This window comes from Comamonas sp., from assembly GCF_009360615.1.
GTDB lineage: Bacteria > Pseudomonadota > Gammaproteobacteria > Burkholderiales > Burkholderiaceae_C > Comamonas.
The window spans coordinates 20,071-37,857 of the sequence record NZ_SPEY01000052.1 but is presented as its reverse complement, the minus strand read 5'-3'; the positions used below and the strand labels follow the sequence as shown (position 1 = coordinate 37,857).

Below are 17,787 nucleotides of genomic sequence, written 5' to 3'. Positions count from 1 at the left end.
TGAAATCAAGCCGGGCGATGCACTGATTGAGGCAACGTCGGGTAATACCGGGATTGCCTTGGCCATGGCTGCTGCCATCAAGGGCTATCGCATGATTTTGATCATGCCTGAAGACCTGTCCATCGAACGTGCCCAGACCATGAAGGCTTACGGGGCCGAACTGATTCTGACGCCCAAGAGCGGTGGCATGGAATATGCCCGCGACTTGGCGGACCAGATGGTGGCGCAGGGCAAAGGGGTGTTGCTGGACCAGTTTGCCAACCCCGACAATCCCAGGGCCCACTATGAAACCACAGGCCCGGAGCTGTGGGAGCAGACCGGTGGCGAGATCACCCACTTTGTGAGCGCCATGGGAACGACCGGAACCATTACCGGTGTGTCGAAGTTCCTCAAGGAAAAGAATCCGAACATCAGGATCATCGGCGCTCAGCCTAGCGAGGGCTCGCGCATTCCGGGTATCCGCAAGTGGCCCGAGGAATATCTGCCCAAGATCTACGACGCGTCACTGGTTGACGAGCTGGTGTATGTGACCCAGGACGATGCCGAGGACATGGCCCGCCGCATGGCCCGCGAAGAGGGCATCTTCGCAGGCATCTCGGCTGCCGGCGCACTGTGGGTGGCCCAGGAGATCGCCAAGCGCGAGCGGAACGCCACCATCGTGTTTGTGGTGTGTGACCGTGGAGATCGCTACCTGTCAACCGGCGTGTTTCCTGCATGAGCCATCTCTTTTGCGTGACAGCGCAAAGGTGATTCAATGCTCCAAATGACAGACAGCGCTTATCCATCAGGCGCTGGCTGCTATCAATATCCAGAATTGGACTTGCGCAAACAGGAATGCCACAGCGGCCTGTCTTCCGAGAGCGTCGCCTCGCATGAACCCGCTTTGCGTAAGCCTTGAAGAATACGGAGAGCCTCATGGCTTATGAAGTCCGCTTTTGTTCCAACTGCGCGACCGAGCTGCAATGGATTGTGGCCAGCGAGGACAGCGGTGAGGTACAGCGCTTGCGCTGTCCGAGTTGCGGGTTCACGCATTGGGGCAATCCCACGCCTGTGCTTGCGGCCGTGGTGGAGGGCGACGACGGTCGCGTGCTGCTGGCGCGCAATGCGCTGTGGCAGGAGGGCGTTTTTGGCCTGATCACCGGCTTCATGGAGGCTGGAGAATCGCCCGAAGCCGGCATCTGTCGCGAGGTGCTCGAAGAAACCGGGCTGCACGTAAAGGCGCTGCGTCTGCTGTGTTGCTCGGAGTTTCTGCGCATGAACCAGGTGTTGATTGCCTATCACGTGCGGGTGCAGGGCCGCCCCGAGGATGTGAGGCTTTCTCCCGAACTGCTCGAGTACCGCTGGCAGACGGCCGAGGAATCGCTGTGCTGGCCGGCGGGCACGGGCTACGCTCTGGCCGAGTGGATCAAGCAAAAAGGCTTTGAGCCACGCTTTGGCGCTTTTCGTCCCGGTCAGAATCCCGAGCCCGACCCGGCCAAGTGGCCGGTGCGGCGCTGGGCCGAAGACCCGCGATTTACGGTGGCTCCCGTGCTGGAGTGAGCAAAGACCGCGCAGGCACTGCCATCGCACGGTTTTTCTACAATCGGTGCAGACGAGGAATCCACCCCATGCAAGTAGACCAAGAAGTTGACACGCGCGGCCTGAATTGTCCGCTGCCCATTCTCAAGGCCAAGAAAGCGCTGGCCGCCATGCACAGCGGCCAGTTGCTCAAGGTCGTGGCCACGGATACCGGCTCGATCCGGGACTTCCAGGCCTTTGCCAAGCAGACCGGCAATGAGCTGGTCGAGCAGCAGACCTTGGGGGATGAGTTCATCCATATCCTGCGCCGGCGCTGAGCGCGAAAAAGGGAAAGGCCTGCATTTGCAGGCCTTTTGCATTGGCGGGGCTGCTCAGAGGCTCAGGCTCTTGAGATATTCGCGGAAGCTGTCGCCTACCTCGGGGTGCTGCAGCGCCAGCTCCACCGTGGCTTGCAAAAAGCCTTCCTTGCTACCGCAGTCGTAGCGCTTGCCGGCGTACTGGAAGGCATAGACCGCTTCATGCGCCATCAGCCGTTCAATGGCATCCGTCAACTGGATCTCGCCACCCACACCCTTGGGCTGGTTGCGGATCTCGTCAAAGATGGCGGGTGTCAGCACATAGCGACCGGCCACGCCCATGCGGGAAGGAGCCACTTCGGGTGCGGGTTTCTCCACGATCTCGTCGATGCGCATCAGCGGCCCGCCCGCGGGTTCCCCTTTGACGATGCCATAGCGCTTGGTGTGTTCCAGCGGCACTTCCTGAACAGCCAGCAGGGAGCGGCCTTGCTTCTGGAAAGCCGAGGTCATCTGAGCCATCACGCCGGGGCCGCCGTTTTCACCCGTCATCAGGTCGTCGGCCAGAATCACGGCGAAGGGCTCGTTGCCCACCAGAGGCTCTGCACACAGCACGGCGTGGCCCAGCCCCAGGGAGCGGGGCTGGCGGACGAACAGGCAGTTCATGTCTGCAGGGCTGACGCTGCGCACCAGGTCGAGCATGGTCTGCTTTCCGGCGTTCTCCAGCTCGTTCTCGAGCTCGTAGGAGGTGTCGAAATGGTCTTCGATGGCCCGCTTGCTGCGGCCGGTGACAAAGACCATGTCGCGGATGCCGGCCTCATACGCCTCTTCCACGGCGTACTGGATCAGCGGCTTGTCCACCACGGGCAGCATCTCCTTGGGGGAAGCTTTGGTGGCGGGCAGAAAACGGGTGCCCAGACCTGCAACGGGGAACACGGCTTTGCGGACGCGGGTTTGATTGCTCATGTGCTTGTCTTTTCTGGATGGAAAAAAGGCGCAGTTGCCTGCGCCTTGTTTTATCAGGCAGTTTAGCGGTGTTTAACCGAGGCGAGCCAGTTGCTCGTTGATACGTGTCAGCGTGGCGCCAAAGTCGGCCAGACGCTTACGCTCCTGCTCCAGCACGGCGGCGGGCGCCTTGGCGCAGAAGGCTTCGTTGCCCAGCTTGCCATTGGCTTTCACGATTTCACCTTCCAGACGCTTGGCTTCCTTGCTCAGGCGGGCCTTCTCGGCTTCCACGTCGATCTCCACGAACAGAGCCAGGCGGATGTCACCCATTACGTTCACGGGCGAGGCTTGAGCCGCGGTAGCCCAGGCGGCTTCGTCATCAAACACCTTGACTTCGCTGAGCTTGGCCAGGTTCTTGAGCACGTCGGCATTGGCGCGCAGGAAGGCCGAATCATCGGCATTGCCGGCCACGGCCAGCAGTGGCAGGCGCTGGGCGGGAGACACACCCATCTCGCCGCGCAGGGCACGGCAAGCGTCCACCATCTGCTTGATGCGGCCCACGTAGGCAATCGATGCTTCGTCGATCTTCTCGGGCTGAGCTTCGGGATAGCGGGCCACGGCGATGGAGTCGCCCTTGAGGCCGGCCACGGGCGCAACCTGCTGCCACAGTTCTTCCGTCACAAACGGGATGATGGGGTGGGCCAGACGCAGAATCGCTTCCAGCGTACGGATCAGCGTGCGGCGGGTGGCGCGCTGCTGGGCTTCGTTGCCGGTCTGGATCTGCACCTTGGCGATTTCCAGATACCAGTCGCAGAACTCGTTCCAGACGAAGTCGTAAATCGTGTTGGCGACATTGTCGAGACGGAACTCGGCAAAGCCCTTGGCCACTTCAGCCTCGACCTTCTGCAGTTGCGAGGCGATCCAGCGGTCGGGCTGGCTGAAATGCATATAGCCGGCAAATTCGCCGCCGGGCTGGCATTGTTCCTTGGTGTGAGGAGCCAGGCCGCAGTCATGGCCTTCGCAGTTCATCAGCACAAAGCGCGAAGCATTCCAGAGCTTGTTGCAGAAGTTGCGGTAGCCCTCGCAGCGCTTGCTGTCGAAGTTGATGCTGCGGCCCAGCGAGGCCAGGGCCGCAAAGGTGAAGCGCAGCGCATCGGCGCCGTAGGCAGGAATGCCTTCGGGGAATTCCTTTTGCGTGTTCTTGCGCACCTGGGGCGCGGTCTCGGGCTTGCGCAGGCCGGTGGTGCGCTTTTCCAGCAGCGGCTCCAGCGAGATGCCGTCGATCAGGTCCACGGGGTCCAGCACATTGCCTTCGGACTTGCTCATCTTCTTGCCCTGTGCATCGCGCACCAGGCCGTGGATGTAGACATGCTTGAACGGCACGCGACCCGTGAAGTGCGTGCTCATCATGATCATGCGGGCGACCCAGAAGAAGATGATGTCGTAACCCGTCACCAGTACCGAGGAGGGCAGGTAGAGGTTGTAGTCATCGTCGGCGGCATTGCCTTGCTCGGGCCAGCCCATGGTGCTGAACGGAACCATGGCAGAGGAGTACCAGGTGTCCAGAACGTCGGCATCGCGGGTCAGCTTCTTGCCGGGGGCCTGCGCCTGGGCTTCCGCTTCGTTCTTGGCAACATAGATATTGCCTTCTTCGTCATACCAGGCGGGAATCTGGTGGCCCCACCAGAGCTGGCGCGAGATGCACCAGTCCTGGATGTTGTTCATCCACTGGTTGTAGGTGTTGACCCAGTTTTCGGGCACGAACTGGACTTCTCCGGAGGCGACCGCGTCGATGGCCTTCTGGGCGATGGACTTGCCGCTCGGGTCCTGGTCGCTGACCTTGCTCATGGCGATGAACCATTGGTCGGTCAGCATGGGCTCGATCACCTGGCCGGTACGGTCGCAGATCGGCACCATCAGCTTGTGCTTCTTGATCTCGACCATCAGGCCCAGTTCTTCCAGGTCGGCCACGATGGCCTTGCGGGCCACAAAGCGGTCCATGCCGCGGTATTTCTCGGGCGCCTCGTCGTTGATCTTGGCGGTCAGCGTCAGCACGCAGATCATGGGCAGCTTGTGGCGCTGGCCCACCTGGTAGTCGTTCTGGTCGTGAGCAGGAGTCACCTTCACCACGCCGGTGCCGAACTCGCGGTCCACGTATTCGTCGGCAATGATGGGGATCTGGCGGCCCACCAGGGGCAGGGTCACGGTCTGGCCGATCAGGTGCTTGTAACGCTCGTCTTCGGGGTGGACCATCACGGCCACGTCACCGAGCATGGTTTCAGGGCGCGTGGTGGCCACGACCAGATTGCCTTCGCCACTGGTGAGCGGGTAGGCGATATGCCAGAGGCTGCCGTCCTTTTCCTGGTTTTCGACTTCCAGGTCGGAGACGGCCGACTGCAGCACCGGGTCCCAGTTCACCAGACGCTTGCCACGGTAGATCAGGCCCTGCTGATACAGCTTCACAAAGGTCTCGGTCACCACCTTGGACAGCTTGTCGTCCATGGTGAAGTACTCGCGGCTCCAGTCCACGGTGTCGCCCATGCGGCGCATCTGCGTGGTGATGGTGTTGCCGGACTTTTCCTTCCACTCCCAGACCTTTTGGGTGAACGCGTCCCGGCCCAGGTCATAGCGGCTTACGCCCTGGGTCTGCAGCTGGCGTTCCACCACAATCTGGGTGGCGATGCCGGCGTGGTCGGTGCCGGGAATCCAGGCCGTGTTGTAGCCCTTCATGCGGTGGTAGCGCGTCAGCGAGTCCATGATGGTCTGGTTGAACGCGTGTCCCATGTGCAGCGTGCCGGTCACATTGGGGGGCGGGAGCTGGATGGAGAATGAGGGCTGGCTTGCATCGGGCTTGCCCGTGCCGCGCACGCCGGCATGGCCGTAGCCGCGCTTTTCCCACTCGGGGCCCCAGTGGGCCTCGATGGCGGCGGGTTCGAAGGATTTGGACAGGCTCTCCAGGCCGGGTTGTGCAGGGGTGTCGCTCATAGTTTGCTTGTCAAGTAAAACGGCATCCCTGGGGATGCCGCCAATAGTTCGAGACGGATTGACCGATTCTAGCGATCTGGTCCGTGTGAGCGGCGCGGGTGGGTACTGGCTGCGCCAGGAGCGGCGGCGACCTGCCGGGTACACTGGATCCATGGCCCTGGCTCGCCGTCTCGTGCGCCCGATGCATGAGGGCGGACCGGGCGGCCCCGGCTCAGATTGCCGCCGGCCCGGATGTTCGTGCCGAGTGGCCGCGCAACGAAAGGATTACCCCGTGAGTACATTTCCCCCCTGTCCCCAATGCCGTTCCGAGTTCACCTATGAGGATGCAGACCTGTTCGTATGCCCCGAATGCGCCCATGAGTGGTCCGTCCAGGCCCAGCCCTCGGGCGAGCCGGAGTCCAGGGTCTATCGCGACAGCGTGGGCAACCTGCTGCACGATGGAGATACCGTCACCGTCATCAAGGACCTGAAACTCAAGGGCTCGGCGGGCGTGGTCAAGGTGGGCACCAAGGTGAAGAACATCCGCCTGGTCGATGGGGATCATGATATCGACTGCAAGATCGATGGCTTTGGCGCGATGAGCCTGAAGACGGAGTTCGTGAAAAAGGCCTGAGCCGGCGTCTGACCGGCTCAAATCGCAAAAGGCATCCCTGGGATGCCTTTTTTGTTGCGGCACTGCAGCGTTTCGTCGGGCCGCTCGGGGCGCTGTCTTTACGTCGTGCCGGCCGGCACGAACTCGGGTCGGTCGTTGCTTTGCGGCTTGAGCGGTGCGCTGGACTTGCCTTCGGCGCGCTCCTTGCGCCACTGCTCCTTGCGCGCTGTCCATTCCTGGAGGCGCGCATGGGCCGTCTTGCTTTCCTTGAGCATCTGCATCTCGTCGGCCAGCTGGGCCGTCAGCTCCAGGCGGATGCCGTTGGGGTCGAAGAAGTAGATGCTCTTGAAGATGTGGTGATCCGTCACTCCCAGCACTTCGACGCCGCAGGCCTGCAGGCGGGCCTTGGTGTTTTCCAGCTCCTGCACGGAATCCACGCGGAAGGAGATGTGATTGATCCAGATGGGGGTGTTGGGCGAGGGCAGGGCCGCCTCGTCGTCGCCAATGTCAAAGAAGGCGATGAAGGAGCCGTCCTTGAGGCGGAAGAAGAAATGGGTGTAGGGGCAATATTCGCCTGTGGAGGGGACGTAGTCGCTCTGGATGATGTGGTAGAGCGGCAGACCCAGGATGTCCTCGTAGAAGTGGCGGGTCTCTTCCGCGTCCTTGGCCTTGTAGGCGTAGTGATGCAGTTGCTGCACGGCGGCTGGCGGGGGCAGTTGGCTCATGTCCGCACGCTGGGGTTGGGAGTAAACCGGGGTCGGGGCGGCTTGGCTCATGCGATGTCTCCTTCGATTGTCTGGGTGAGATTATTCTACTATTCGTAATTGATTAACCTAAAGTAAATTTAACCCAGGGGGAATTGCGACCGAGGCAGGATGCAGACGCAAAAAAGCCCGGACCGTTTGCACGGGCCAGGCCAGCGAGGGAGCCTGTCAAAGGCTTCACCCGAGAACTTCGGGCTTGGGATTACTGCTTCACGGCTTCGATCTGCAGGACCAGGCGCACTTCCTTGGGGAAGCCATAGGGGATGCCGTAGTTCACGCCCCACTGGGTGCGGTCGATGGTGGCTTCGAAGTCGCCGCCGCAGACTTCACGCTTTTGCAGCATGGGGCTTTCATAGCAGGTGAACTTGTTGGCCTTGACGGTGATGGGGGCGGTCTTGCCCAGCAGGGTCAGCTGGCCGGTCACTTCCTTGAGCTTGTCGCCATCGAACACGAACTTGTCGGAGACGAACTTGGCCTCGGGGAATTTCTCCACGTTGAAGATGTCGGCGCTTTGCAGGTGCTTGTTGAAGGCGGGGGTGCCGGAGTTCACCGAAGTCATGTCCAGGCTCACTTCCACCTTGCCGGTCTTGGCTGCCTTGTCGAACTGCACGGTGCCGCTTTTCTTGTCGAAGCGGGCTCGGTTGGTGGTGGCCCCGAAGTGGTCGATCTCGAACGTCGCAAACGTGTGTGTGGGGTCGATGGCGTAAGTGGCAGGTGCCGCCTGGGCAGCGGTGGCAAACAGGGACGCAGCGGCCAGGGCGAACAGAGTGGAACGCATGGTGAATACTCCTTCAGGGATTGGTACTATCAAAACATGAGCTGCCAGCGCTTGTATAAGAAGCGATGGAGCCTAAAAACGCTTAGATCTTGCCGACGCCGGTCAGAGCCAGCTTGAATTGCACATTGACCTCGTCGGCCACCATGGAGGTGTCCTTCCAGTCGCCGTCGCCGATCTTGAAGTTCAGGCGCTTGAGCGCCAGCGTGCCGGTGGCCGTGGTGGTGGGGCCGGACTGTGTCAGTGTCACGGGCAGGCTGACTTTCTGTGCATTGCCCTTGATGGTCAGCGTGCCGTCCACCTGGAACTTGCCGCCGCCCAGTGCCTTGACGGCGCTGGAGTCGAAAGTGGCCTGGGGGAATTTGGCCACGTTGAACCAGTCGGCCTTGGGCAGCTCGGCATCGGTTTCCTTGGCGCCCATGGTGGCGCTGCCGGTATCGATCGTGACATGGATCTTGCTGCTCTCGGGCTTGGCGGCGTCGAAGGCGATCTGTGCGTCGAACTTCTTGAAGTGGCCCTTGAGCGGCACGCCCATCTGCTTGGCTTCGAAGTTGACGGCGCTTTGTGCAGGCACCAGGGCCTGGGCCGCCTGGGCGGCAGTGCCCAGAAAGGCGGTGGCGATCAGTGCGGAGGAAAAAAGGATTTTCATCAAAAAACTCCTTGTGACGAACGTACAAAAAACTCAAAAACCGGTGCGGCTTGAAGGTGCGGGATGTCAAGCAAGCGCTGCCGCGCAGCAAAGCTGCCGTCCCCTGGGGGCGGGGCAAAGCCGCTCAGGGGGCTATTGGCCGGGAATCATTCGCGACAGCAGTCCGTCGCGGTCCATGATCTGGTGCTTGATGACGGCAGCGATATGCATCACCACCAGGGCGGCCAGCGCATAGGCCAGATAGCCATGCCAGGGCTTGAGCGCTTCGGCCAGCTCGGGGCTCTTGCCCACCAGGTCGGGCAGGGGCAACTGACCGAACAGCACGATGGGAAAGCCTGCGGCCGAGCTGTACATCCATCCGACCAGAGGGATGGCAAAGAACAGCGCATACATCAGGTGATGCACGCCATGGTGGGCCATGCGCTGCCAGCCGGGCATGGTGCGCGTGACGGCCTCGGGCAGTTCCGGGGGGCGGTGGGTGAGGCGCCAGATCAGGCGCAGTGCGGACAGGATCAGGATCGTCATGCCCGCCCATTTGTGCCAGTTGAAGTACTTGAGGCGTGTGGGCGAGAAAGGCAGGCCTGTCATATAGAGACCAAAGGCGAAGATGCCGATCAGCGCCAGGGCCAGAACCCAGTGCAGGGCGATGGCGGTACCGGTGTAGCGGGAACTTGAGTTCATGGAAACTGCAATCAGAAAGTGCGGCTGCGGGCGCTGCAGGCCCGCTCGAATTGATATGCAGTGTATGAAGCGGCGAATGCAAAAAGGTTCAGCAGGATTGAGGTCTCAATTCAAAAAAGCTGAATGTCCGGACCCCGAGCCGGCGGTTGCGACAGGGCCGCGAACGGTTTCGGCGCAGCGCGAAGAATGGTCATGGTGCTATGCGCGACAAGCAGCAATGCCGGGGGTGGTGTTGATGGTGATCAATTCTCCGAGTAATTAACTTGTGATTTGAATACGCAGACTGGCTTTGCCGCCGCTGTTTCTATACTCCGCGCCTCTTAGTCTTTTCGAAGACCAAAGCGTGGCGGACGGCCAAGGCTGGCAATAGGTGGGCGGTAATGCCGACAACAACTGCAGCCGTTATCACCTGCTTTTTGACGCCTGGACGCCTACAACGTCCAGGAACACATAGTCATCTAGCGATGTGCCCACGCCAGTCCCTGCTGCTGCTGTGCGCATTGCAGCAAGGAGTTGGAACCGTGTCCAAACTGGACTTGAATCGGCGCAGTTTTCTGAAGGCTGCCGCCGCCATGGGCGTGATTGCGAGTGTGCGCCCGGTCAAAGACGCGCTGGCGGAATTGATCACGCCCGCCGGTGGCCAGCAGGCCCACTGGATCAGTGGCAACACGCTCAACTACCGCCGCGACGGCCTGGCCAAGGTCACCGGGCAGAAGGTCTTTGCCATTGACCTGCGCGCCAGGGACATGCAGGGCTGGCCTGCGCAGCAGTCGCACGCGCTGACCATCCATATCCCGCGCGCCGACCGAATCTACGACGGCCTGGATCTTTCGGTGCTGGGCAGCGACTACCAGCCCGATGTGCTGATCGACGCAGAGTCCATCGCCGCCGACGGGCTGCGCATGCCCGATCCCGGCTTCTATGGCGAGTTCTTCGTCAAGAAGGGCCAGGTCTCGCCGATGCTGGGCCACCCGGTTGCCGTGGCCATCTGGCACGACTACGAGAAGTTCCGCGTGGCCAACCAGCGCCTGCGCTTCAACGACGCGATCTTCCGCTTCGGCGCCGAGGCTGCCCAGCCGCGGCGCGCGCCTTATGTGGCCGCGCGCTATGTGCGCGTGCAAGGCGAGGATGCCTATGGCGAGGACAGGTTCTCGCCCATGAAGAACACCGTCATCTGGCCGCAACTCGATGAAAAAGGCGTGCACTGGCCCGACAGCAGCCACCCTGCCTTCGGGGCGCTGATGGGCGAGTCGGCCCGCATCCAGGCCGAGATGAAGCAGCCCAAGGACGGTTTGCGCGCGTTTGCACGCAAGTACTACAGCCAGTCCATCGAGCATGTGGCCATGGAAATGGAAAACGGCCTGGCTTGGTACGAACGTGACAGCGGTGCGCTGCACATGGTCGCCGCGAGCCAGGCGCCCTACGGCACGGCCGAGCATGTGATGCACATGCTCAAGGACAGCAAGCTGCCGCTGAACCAGCTCGACTACATCAGCTCCTACACCGTGGGCTACGGCCAGAAGGAGCATCATCCCTTCCCGTTCTATGTGGCACTGGCCTCGCTGTACGCCCAGGGCCGCCCGGTGCGGCTGGCGCTGGATCGCTGGAAGCATTTCCAGTTCGCACTCAAGCGCCATCCCTTCGATGTGGAGACCGCGATCTCGGTGGACAAGGATGGCAAGTTCCACGCACTGACCTGCCACATGGTGGGCGACGGCGGCGGTGTGACCAACTTCAGCCCCTCGGTGGGCACGGTGGCGGTGACGGCGGCGCAATCCATTTACTACTTCCCCGAGAGTGACCTGTCGACCGAGGTGTACCCCTCCATCGGCGTCACGGCCGGCTCCATGCGCGGCTACGGCACGGTGCAGTCCATGGCCTATACCGAGATGCTGGTCGACGAGATCGCCCAGGAGATCGGCCTGGATGCCATCGAGCTGCGTCGACGCAATGTGCTCAAGAGCAGCATGAAGAACACCCAGGGGGCCTCGCCCTCGGGGCATCTGCGCATTGGCGAGATCCTCGACATGGCTGCCAAGGATGCGATGTGGACCGAGCGCGCCAGGCGCAAGGCCGACTTCGAGGCTGCCAACCCCGGCCTGCGCTACGGCATAGGCTTCGGTGCGGTGCAAAAGGACTTCGGCACCGGGGCGGAAGCCTCGATCGCGCAACTGGAGATCACGCCCGAGGGCCGCATCAAGATGCGCCACATCGCCACCGAGATCGGCACCGGCAGCACCACGGCGCAGCTGGTGGCGGTCGAGCCCTTCCTGGGCCGCCCGGCCGACGATGTGGACTTCGCGGTGAACCACTGGGACAACCTGCCGCTGCATACCAAGGACGAGCCCTACACCACACCCCAGGCCACGGAGGACGGGCTGGCGCGAGACCCGACCTGGACACCGCGTCTGGTGTCGCCGGTGTCGGCCTCGAACTCGGCTTACTACTTCCGCCACGCCACGCAGCAGGCGGCGCAGTTGCTGCTCAAGCTCTGCCTGTGGCCTGCGGCCCAGTCGATCTGGTCCGGCAAGGAAGGTGGCGGTCAGCTGCTGCCGAGCACCGTCACCGAAGACATGCTGGAGTGGCGTGATCGCATGCTCGTGGCCGAGGGCCTGGAGCCGCTGAGCCTGGAGCGCCTGGCCGCTCGCGCACACGAGCTGGGCATGGTGACCGGCGTCTGCGTGCATGCCTTCAACCGCTGGGCCTGGGCCAAGGCCGATTTCACGGTCGAGGGCAGAAAGTTCCAGGCCATGATCGACGCCCTGTCCGTGCAGTACGGCAAGGGTGCCGGCGAGGCCAAGAAGGCTGCGATGAAATCCGGCGGCTATGCCTTCATCGCACGCGACAAGGTCTATTACCCGCCCGTACAGCGCACCAATGCGGGCACGGTGTACTACGCGCCTTGCGCCACCATGGTGGAGCTGTCCGTGTCCCCGGGCACGGGCAAGGTGAACATCCTCTCGCACAAGACCTGGCTGGAATGCGGCACGCAGATCGTGCCCGAGCTGGTCTCCGGCCAGATCCAGGGAGGTGTGGCCATGGGCATTGGCCATGCGCTGTACGAAGACCTGCCGCTCCATGAGACCGGCCCGGGCAACGGCCAGTGGAACCTGAACCGCTACCACGTGCCGCGCGCCAGCGAAGTGGCCGTGTGGAAGGCCGAGGGCGTGGTGCTGCCGCCGCTGTCGCGCACCGATCCGCCCAAGGGCATGGCCGAGGTGGTGATGATTCCGGTGGTCGCCGCCTGCGTCAACGCCATCGCCCATGCGACCGGCAAGCGTTTCCATGCGACCCCCGTGACCCCCGACAAGATCAAAGAGGCACTGTGATGCAGGACCGTATTCAATTCTCCGCCACCATCAATCGCAAACCCGTAGGCCCCGTCGACGTTCCCAAGGACTTGATGATGATCGAGTTCCTGCAGGAATACGCGGGCATGAACGGCACGCGCCTGGGCTGCGGCCAGGGCGTGTGCCGCGCCTGCACCATCATCGTCGACGACCCGGAAAAAGGCTCGATCACGGTGCCCGCCTGTGTGACCGGCGTGACCTGGCTCAACGGCAAGACCATTCGTACCGTGGAAGGCATTGCCTCGGTGGACGACAAGGGCGTGGTCCATCCCTCGCCGGTGCAAAAGGCCTTTCTCGAGCACTACTCCTTCCAGTGCGGCTACTGCACGCCCGGTTTCGTGAACTCGGCCACCGTGCTGGTGGAAAAGCTCCAGAGGCACCCCGTGCCCGCCGATGAGGTGGAAAAAGCCATCGAGGAGCAGCTGGAGCCCCATATCTGCCGCTGCACCGGCTATGTGCGCTACTACAACGCCGTGCGCGACGTGATCCTGAAGACGCCGGGCCTGACCACGGGCAAGCGCAGCAAGGAGGTCTTGAACAATGGCTAAGACCTGGATCAAGGGCCTGGGCGCAGCCGCCGTTCTGGGCGTGCTCGTGGCCGCAGGCATGTACCTGTACGGCAGCGCAAGCGGTGACGTCCCGCCGGCCACGGTGGACTTTGCCAAGCTGGGCCCGCAGGAGTTCGATGCGCTGTACAAGCGCGGCGAGCAGGTATTTCGCGGTGGTGACTGCGCGGCCTGCCACAGCTCTCCGACCACGGGGGCGGAACTGGCGGGCGGTGTACCCATGGTCACTCCCATGGGAACGCTTTACGGTACCAATATCTCGCCTTCCAAGGAGCACGGCATCGGCGGCTGGACGGCCGACGATCTGTACCGGGCAGTGGCTGCCGGCATGGCACCAGGGCGCAAGAACCTGTATCCGGCCATGCCTTATGCCAGCTACCACCAGATCACGCGTGCCGATGTCGATGCGCTCTGGGTGTGGCTGATGAAGCAGCCGGCCGTGGAAGTCGCCAACAAGCCCAGCGAGATGAGCTTCCCGTTCAACATCCGTCCTGCCGTGGCCCTGTGGAATGCGCTCAATCGCCCCGCAGCCAAGGAGTTCGACATGTCGGTGGACGAGCTGGTGCGCGGCAAGTATCTGGTGGATGTGCTGGGCCACTGTGTCGAATGCCACAGCCCGCGCACCAAGGCCAGCTTCGCCATGGATGACTCGCGCTATCTCGAGGGCAATACGATCGAGGGCTCCTACGCTCCGGCGCTGACTCCCGATGCCCTGAGCGAGCGTGGCTGGACCAAGGACGATCTGGTCAGATTCTTGCGCACCGGCCTGTCGCCGCAAGGGGTGATGACTTTCCGCATGTCATCGGTGCTCGAGCATTCCACCTCGCGCATGGCAGAGGCCGACGTGCGCGCCATGGCCGCCTATCTGACCCAGAACCGCGAGATGCCCGGGCCCAAGGTCAAGGCTGCCGAGGGGCAGACCAACGTCAAGGGCGAGAACCTGTACCTGGGCCTGTGCGCGGGCTGCCACGGTGCGCAGGGCCAGGGCCAGCCGCATTCGTCGGTGCCCATGAGCACCAACACCACGGCCATGTTCCCCACGCCCATCAACCTGATTCGCGTGATCCGCGAGGGCGTGCACGAGCGTGATCTGGCGCATGGCGAGCGCATGCAGACCATGCCGGGCTATGCCGACAAGCTCAGCAACGAGGAAATGGCCGATCTGGTCAACTACATGCGTCAGACCTGGGGTGGCCGCCCTGGCGATGTGACCGCCGCCCAGGTGGCGGAACATGTGAAGACCATAGAGCACAGCAAGTAACTCCGGACTGGCTCGAGGCCACGGTCGCTCGCGGGGTGCCGCAGCGGTCGTGGCCTTTTGCTTTGCGCTCGGAGGCGGCAGGCCGCGCTGGCCGCAGCGCGACTCCGTGTGCTCCTTGCAAGGCTGTGCCTATTCGTCCCGCGAGGGGTTGTCCGGCAGCACCACCATGGCCTGGGCGGCGAGCTTCCAGGCGATGGCCGATGCCTCCATGTCGCCACGGTGCTCGGCCATCAGCGCAAGGCGCTGCCAGGCGCGTGTGCGCAGTTGGGAGTCCTGCAGCAGCGGTGCTGCGCGGGTCAGCAACTGCTGGGCCTTGCCCCACAGCTCACGCTGCACGCAGGCCATGCCGGCCAGGTACTGCAGGCGCGGCTCGCGCGGGTTGGCATTGGCGGCGGCTTCCATGCGAGCGAGCCAGGCGCCATCCAGCTTGCCCAGGCACGATTGCAGCACTTCCACCAGCTTGGGCAGATGGGTTTCCGTGCGCGGGCCGGGCTGGGTCAGCAGATGTTCCCACACCGGCAGCAGCCAGGTGCGCGCCTGCTGGGCCTCGCCGCCCAGTTCGATCAGACGCTCGGTGGCCGGGATTGCCACTTCGGGCATGGCGCGCTCGTCCTCGTCCAGCGAAAGCCAGAACTGCTGCAGCGACGAGGTGTCGCGTGCATCTCGAATGCTGGCCAGCAGCAGGCCGCGCACCACGCTGGCCGAGGCCGCGGGAGAGAAGGCCCGGTGCTTGGCCAGCAGGCGGGCGGTGTCCAGCGCAACCTGTGTGTTGCCGGACAGGCGCGCTGCCTTGAGCTTGATGCGCAGGGCAATCGTGCGGCGGCCCGCGCCCAGCGGAAGTTCTCCCAGGCGGCGAATCGATTCGGCGGCATCGCGGTCGTCCAGTGCCCAGCGGGCGGCTCGCATCTGGGCGCCTTCGCGGATTTCTGCGTCCTGGGTGTTGCCGGGGACGGGCAGCACATCCAGAGCCTGCTGCCAGTGCTTGTCGCGCAGGGTGGCATCCTGCAGGGCATGGGAGGCATCGGCGGCGATCAGATGGGCCGTGGCATTCAGGCGCTCGCCATAGGGCAGACCGGCCTTGGCATCCCGCAGCGATTGCTCGGTGGACAGGGCCGCGAGCGCCGACTTGCGGGCGCGCAGGAAGCGGCCGGCTTGCAGGTGCGAGAGCGCCTCCAGCAGACTCTGATTCATGCTGCGTTCTTTTTGCTGCATGCGCCAGCGGCGTGCCTGGTGTGGCATCTGCAGCAGCACCGCCAGGGCGCGCAGCGCGGCATACAGCAGCACGAAGGCCAGAAAGAGCAGAACCAGAGCCAGGTTCAGCGACATGTCCACCCGGTAGGGAGACCAGAACCAGGTGACCGAACTCTGGTTATTGCCGGCAAACAATGCCGTGGCCACGGCCACGGCGAACAGACCCATCAACCACAAGGCGGCGCGCATTTCTGTGTCCTCCCCGGTTAGCGGCCGGCTGCCGCCGTGGCCAGTGCGTTCAGCGTGTCTTCCAGCTGTACGCGTCCGCCCGAATGCAGATTGGCCTGAATCTGCTGCAGCTGTGCCAGGGCGATCTGGGTGCGCCGCGAGCGTGCGTCAAAGTACTTGTTGAGCAGGGTGCCTGCGGCCCCAAGGTCGGCGCGGGCCGATTCCCACTGGCGCGACAACAGCGCCAGACGGGCATTGAGCAACTGCAACTTGAGGTTTTCGCGCAGGAAATAGCCCTGCTCGGGGGCCAGCAGGGCCACCTCGGGGTGATCGATGCGGCGCACGCGCACGAGGTCTGCCGCGCCGTCCTTGAAGGCGGCCCATATCCGCTGGCCCTGGCCTTGCCACCATAGCCACTGTGTGGGCGAGAGATTCGCGTCCTCGGTCGTGTCCGGGGCGGCCACCGTCTTGCGGGGCTGGGCTTCGCGCGCGCGCGGGCGCCCCACATCGTTGATCAGCGCCAGTTCGTCCACCTGGCGGATCAGGTCTTCGATGCGGCTGAGCACTCCCGTGGTGTCCGTCACGCTCATGCGCGAGAGCCTGTCCAGATCGAGGTCGATGGCGCGTATCACCGGGGCCAGGCGAGGCTGGGCCGTACTCTCCACACGCTTTCTGGCCGACTTGAGACTGGCGACCAGGGGCTGCAGGCTGCCCGAGAGCTCGGCCTGCTGCTGTGCCATGCGTACCGAGGATTCGATATCGGCCACCAGGTTTTCATCGCGCGAGCGCGACATGCTCTGCATCAGCTCTTCAAGCTGGTTGCGCTGCAGGCTGATTTCGGCCACGCGAGCCTCCATTACGGAAACGCGGGCCGCACTGTCGCGAGCCAGGTCCTGTGCGTCCTTGGCCAGGGTGCGTGCCTCCACCGACTGAGCGCCCGACTGGGCCGACTGGCGCGCCAATTGCTCCTGCATATTGCCCACGCGCTGCCACAGCATGCCGCAGGCCACCAGGGCGGCGGCAGCGACTGCACCCAGCGTCAGCACCAGAGCCAGAGGGGCGCCCCGACCGGTCTGAACGGGGGCGGAGGGGTCCTGGCTGGGCGGTGGGGCGATGGGGTGCTTGTCGGAGGTGGGGATGGCATCGGAGCTCATGGAACCGATTCTATAGACGCCACCACATCGTCCAGACTTGGGCGACTGTGCAAAACACGACCGAAACCGGCTGAAAGTGCTTTGCTGGCAATGCGTTCATGGGTGGTGAGCGCCAACCCCGAGTGCCATTGCTGTTGGGGCAGTAGTTGTTGCAGGTTGGCAACAGCTTCCGAACTGCTGAACAGCCAGAGGCTGCCGTCACTGGCGGCCTGCCGTGCGATATCCAGCTGTTGCGCCGTCCAGTGCGGAAGCTGGCGCTCATACACGGCCAGCAATTCCACCTCGGCTCCGGCTTCGCGCAGCCGGGCGGCCAGCCAGTCGCGACCCGCACCTTGGGTGGAAGGGACAGGCGTGCCGGCAGCGGCGCTGGCAGGGCTGGCGCCGCGTACGATCAGCACGCGGTCGCCAGGCCGAACCTGGCCCTGTACGTTTCTCCACAGCGCTTCCGATTCGAACTGGGCGGCGTCGGGGCAGGGGCCGTCGATCTGTCGGGAGGGCAGCCCGAGCGCCCGCAAGGCACGTTCCGTGCCCGGACCCGGAGTCCATGCTCGGGTGTCGGGAGCCAGCAGCGCGGGGTCCGCATTCTTTCGCGGCGGATCCGGATGGAAGAAATATTGCGCTGCATTGCCGCTGACAAACATCACGGCCCGGTAGTGGCCGGGCTGGAGCGCCAGCTGGCGTGCGCTGCCCAGAGCCTGATGTGCGGCCGGATCCGAGCAGGGGCCGATGCCGATCAGCGGCAGGGCCTCGGCCTGCAGGCCGCGGGCGCGAAACGCCTCGACCCAGGGATTCGCATCATGCAAAGGGCGGGTGACCAGAACGCGACGCATGGGCA

16 protein-coding genes are annotated in these 17,787 nt (G+C 63.5%); 7 read left to right on the top strand and 9 right to left on the bottom strand.

Annotated elements, in window-relative coordinates; translation table 11 throughout:
• The 3 genes from cysM to E2583_RS15460 all read left to right on the top strand — a co-directional run.
• The coding region (cysM, locus tag E2583_RS15470; RefSeq protein WP_291597131.1) for a cysteine synthase CysM at positions 1-718 on the top strand (718 nt) is incomplete at its 5' end.
• 197 nt (positions 719-915) lie between these two features.
• On the top strand, positions 916-1,539 hold the full coding sequence (locus E2583_RS15465) for an NUDIX domain-containing protein (protein ID WP_291597130.1): 624 nt from the start codon (positions 916-918) through the stop codon (positions 1,537-1,539).
• 68 nt (positions 1,540-1,607) lie between these two features.
• The gene (locus E2583_RS15460; protein WP_291597129.1) at positions 1,608-1,835 is read left to right on the top strand and encodes a sulfurtransferase TusA family protein; all 228 of its coding nucleotides are present in this window, start codon (positions 1,608-1,610) and stop codon (positions 1,833-1,835) included.
• Between the two features lie 54 nt (positions 1,836-1,889).
• On the opposite strand, the gene galU is transcribed toward E2583_RS15460, so the two are convergent.
• A complete protein-coding gene (gene galU / locus E2583_RS15455; protein ID WP_291597128.1) occupies positions 1,890-2,777 on the bottom strand; it encodes a UTP--glucose-1-phosphate uridylyltransferase GalU in 888 nt (295 codons plus the stop codon).
• A 72-nt stretch (positions 2,778-2,849) separates the two neighbouring features.
• Positions 2,850-5,741, bottom strand: a complete 2,892-nt coding sequence (locus E2583_RS15450) for a valine--tRNA ligase (protein WP_291597125.1) — start codon at positions 5,739-5,741, stop codon at positions 2,850-2,852.
• Between the two features lie 271 nt (positions 5,742-6,012).
• Here E2583_RS15450 and E2583_RS15445 point away from each other — a divergent pair, with 271 nt between their 5' ends.
• Positions 6,013-6,354, top strand: a complete 342-nt coding sequence (locus tag E2583_RS15445) for a zinc ribbon domain-containing protein YjdM (RefSeq protein WP_291597123.1) — start codon at positions 6,013-6,015, stop codon at positions 6,352-6,354.
• 98 nt (positions 6,355-6,452) lie between these two features.
• On the opposite strand, the gene E2583_RS15440 is transcribed toward E2583_RS15445, so the two are convergent.
• The 4 genes from E2583_RS15440 to E2583_RS15425 all read right to left on the bottom strand — a co-directional run bounded on the left by E2583_RS15440 (position 6,453) and on the right by E2583_RS15425 (position 9,202).
• On the bottom strand, positions 6,453-7,109 hold the full coding sequence (locus tag E2583_RS15440; RefSeq protein ID WP_291597121.1) for a VOC family protein: 657 nt from the start codon (positions 7,107-7,109) through the stop codon (positions 6,453-6,455).
• A gap of 190 nt (positions 7,110-7,299) precedes the next feature.
• On the bottom strand, positions 7,300-7,875 hold the full coding sequence (locus E2583_RS15435; RefSeq protein WP_291597119.1) for a YceI family protein: 576 nt from the start codon (positions 7,873-7,875) through the stop codon (positions 7,300-7,302).
• 82 nt (positions 7,876-7,957) lie between these two features.
• Positions 7,958-8,521 carry a YceI family protein gene (locus E2583_RS15430; RefSeq protein ID WP_291597117.1) on the bottom strand — a complete coding sequence of 188 codons (564 nt, stop codon included), beginning with the start codon at positions 8,519-8,521 and terminating at the stop codon, positions 7,958-7,960.
• Positions 8,522-8,653: 132 nt separating this feature from the next.
• Positions 8,654-9,202, bottom strand: a complete 549-nt coding sequence (locus E2583_RS15425) for a cytochrome b (RefSeq protein ID WP_291597114.1) — start codon at positions 9,200-9,202, stop codon at positions 8,654-8,656.
• A 521-nt stretch (positions 9,203-9,723) separates the two neighbouring features.
• Here E2583_RS15425 and E2583_RS15420 point away from each other — a divergent pair.
• Genes E2583_RS15420 through E2583_RS15410 form a run of 3 tightly spaced genes read left to right on the top strand, consistent with a single transcriptional unit; the run spans position 9,724 to position 14,379 of the window.
• A complete protein-coding gene (locus tag E2583_RS15420; RefSeq protein WP_291597113.1) occupies positions 9,724-12,531 on the top strand; it encodes a molybdopterin cofactor-binding domain-containing protein in 2,808 nt (935 codons plus the stop codon).
• Positions 12,531-13,100 carry a (2Fe-2S)-binding protein gene (locus E2583_RS15415; RefSeq protein ID WP_291597110.1) on the top strand — a complete coding sequence of 190 codons (570 nt, stop codon included), beginning with the start codon at positions 12,531-12,533 and terminating at the stop codon, positions 13,098-13,100. Before E2583_RS15420 ends, E2583_RS15415 begins: the two co-directional genes overlap by 1 nt.
• The gene (locus E2583_RS15410; RefSeq protein WP_291597109.1) at positions 13,093-14,379 is read left to right on the top strand and encodes a cytochrome c; all 1,287 of its coding nucleotides are present in this window, start codon (positions 13,093-13,095) and stop codon (positions 14,377-14,379) included. Before E2583_RS15415 ends, E2583_RS15410 begins: the two co-directional genes overlap by 8 nt.
• 129 nt (positions 14,380-14,508) lie before the next feature.
• Here the strand turns inward: E2583_RS15410 and E2583_RS15405 are convergent, their stop codons facing one another.
• From E2583_RS15405 to E2583_RS15395, 3 genes are read right to left on the bottom strand one after another with little or no spacing between them, the layout of a single operon-like run.
• Positions 14,509-15,819, bottom strand: coding sequence for a heme biosynthesis HemY N-terminal domain-containing protein (locus E2583_RS15405; protein WP_291597107.1), 1,311 nt, complete (start codon positions 15,817-15,819; stop codon positions 14,509-14,511).
• Between the two features lie 17 nt (positions 15,820-15,836).
• Entirely contained in the window at positions 15,837-16,952 is a 1,116-nt protein-coding gene (locus E2583_RS15400; protein WP_291597106.1) for a uroporphyrinogen-III C-methyltransferase, read from the bottom strand.
• Positions 16,949-17,782 carry a uroporphyrinogen-III synthase gene (locus E2583_RS15395; protein ID WP_291597105.1) on the bottom strand — a complete coding sequence of 278 codons (834 nt, stop codon included), beginning with the start codon at positions 17,780-17,782 and terminating at the stop codon, positions 16,949-16,951. The genes E2583_RS15400 and E2583_RS15395 overlap by 4 nt, the downstream gene beginning before the upstream one ends.
• Between the last annotated feature and the right edge of the window lie 5 nt (positions 17,783-17,787).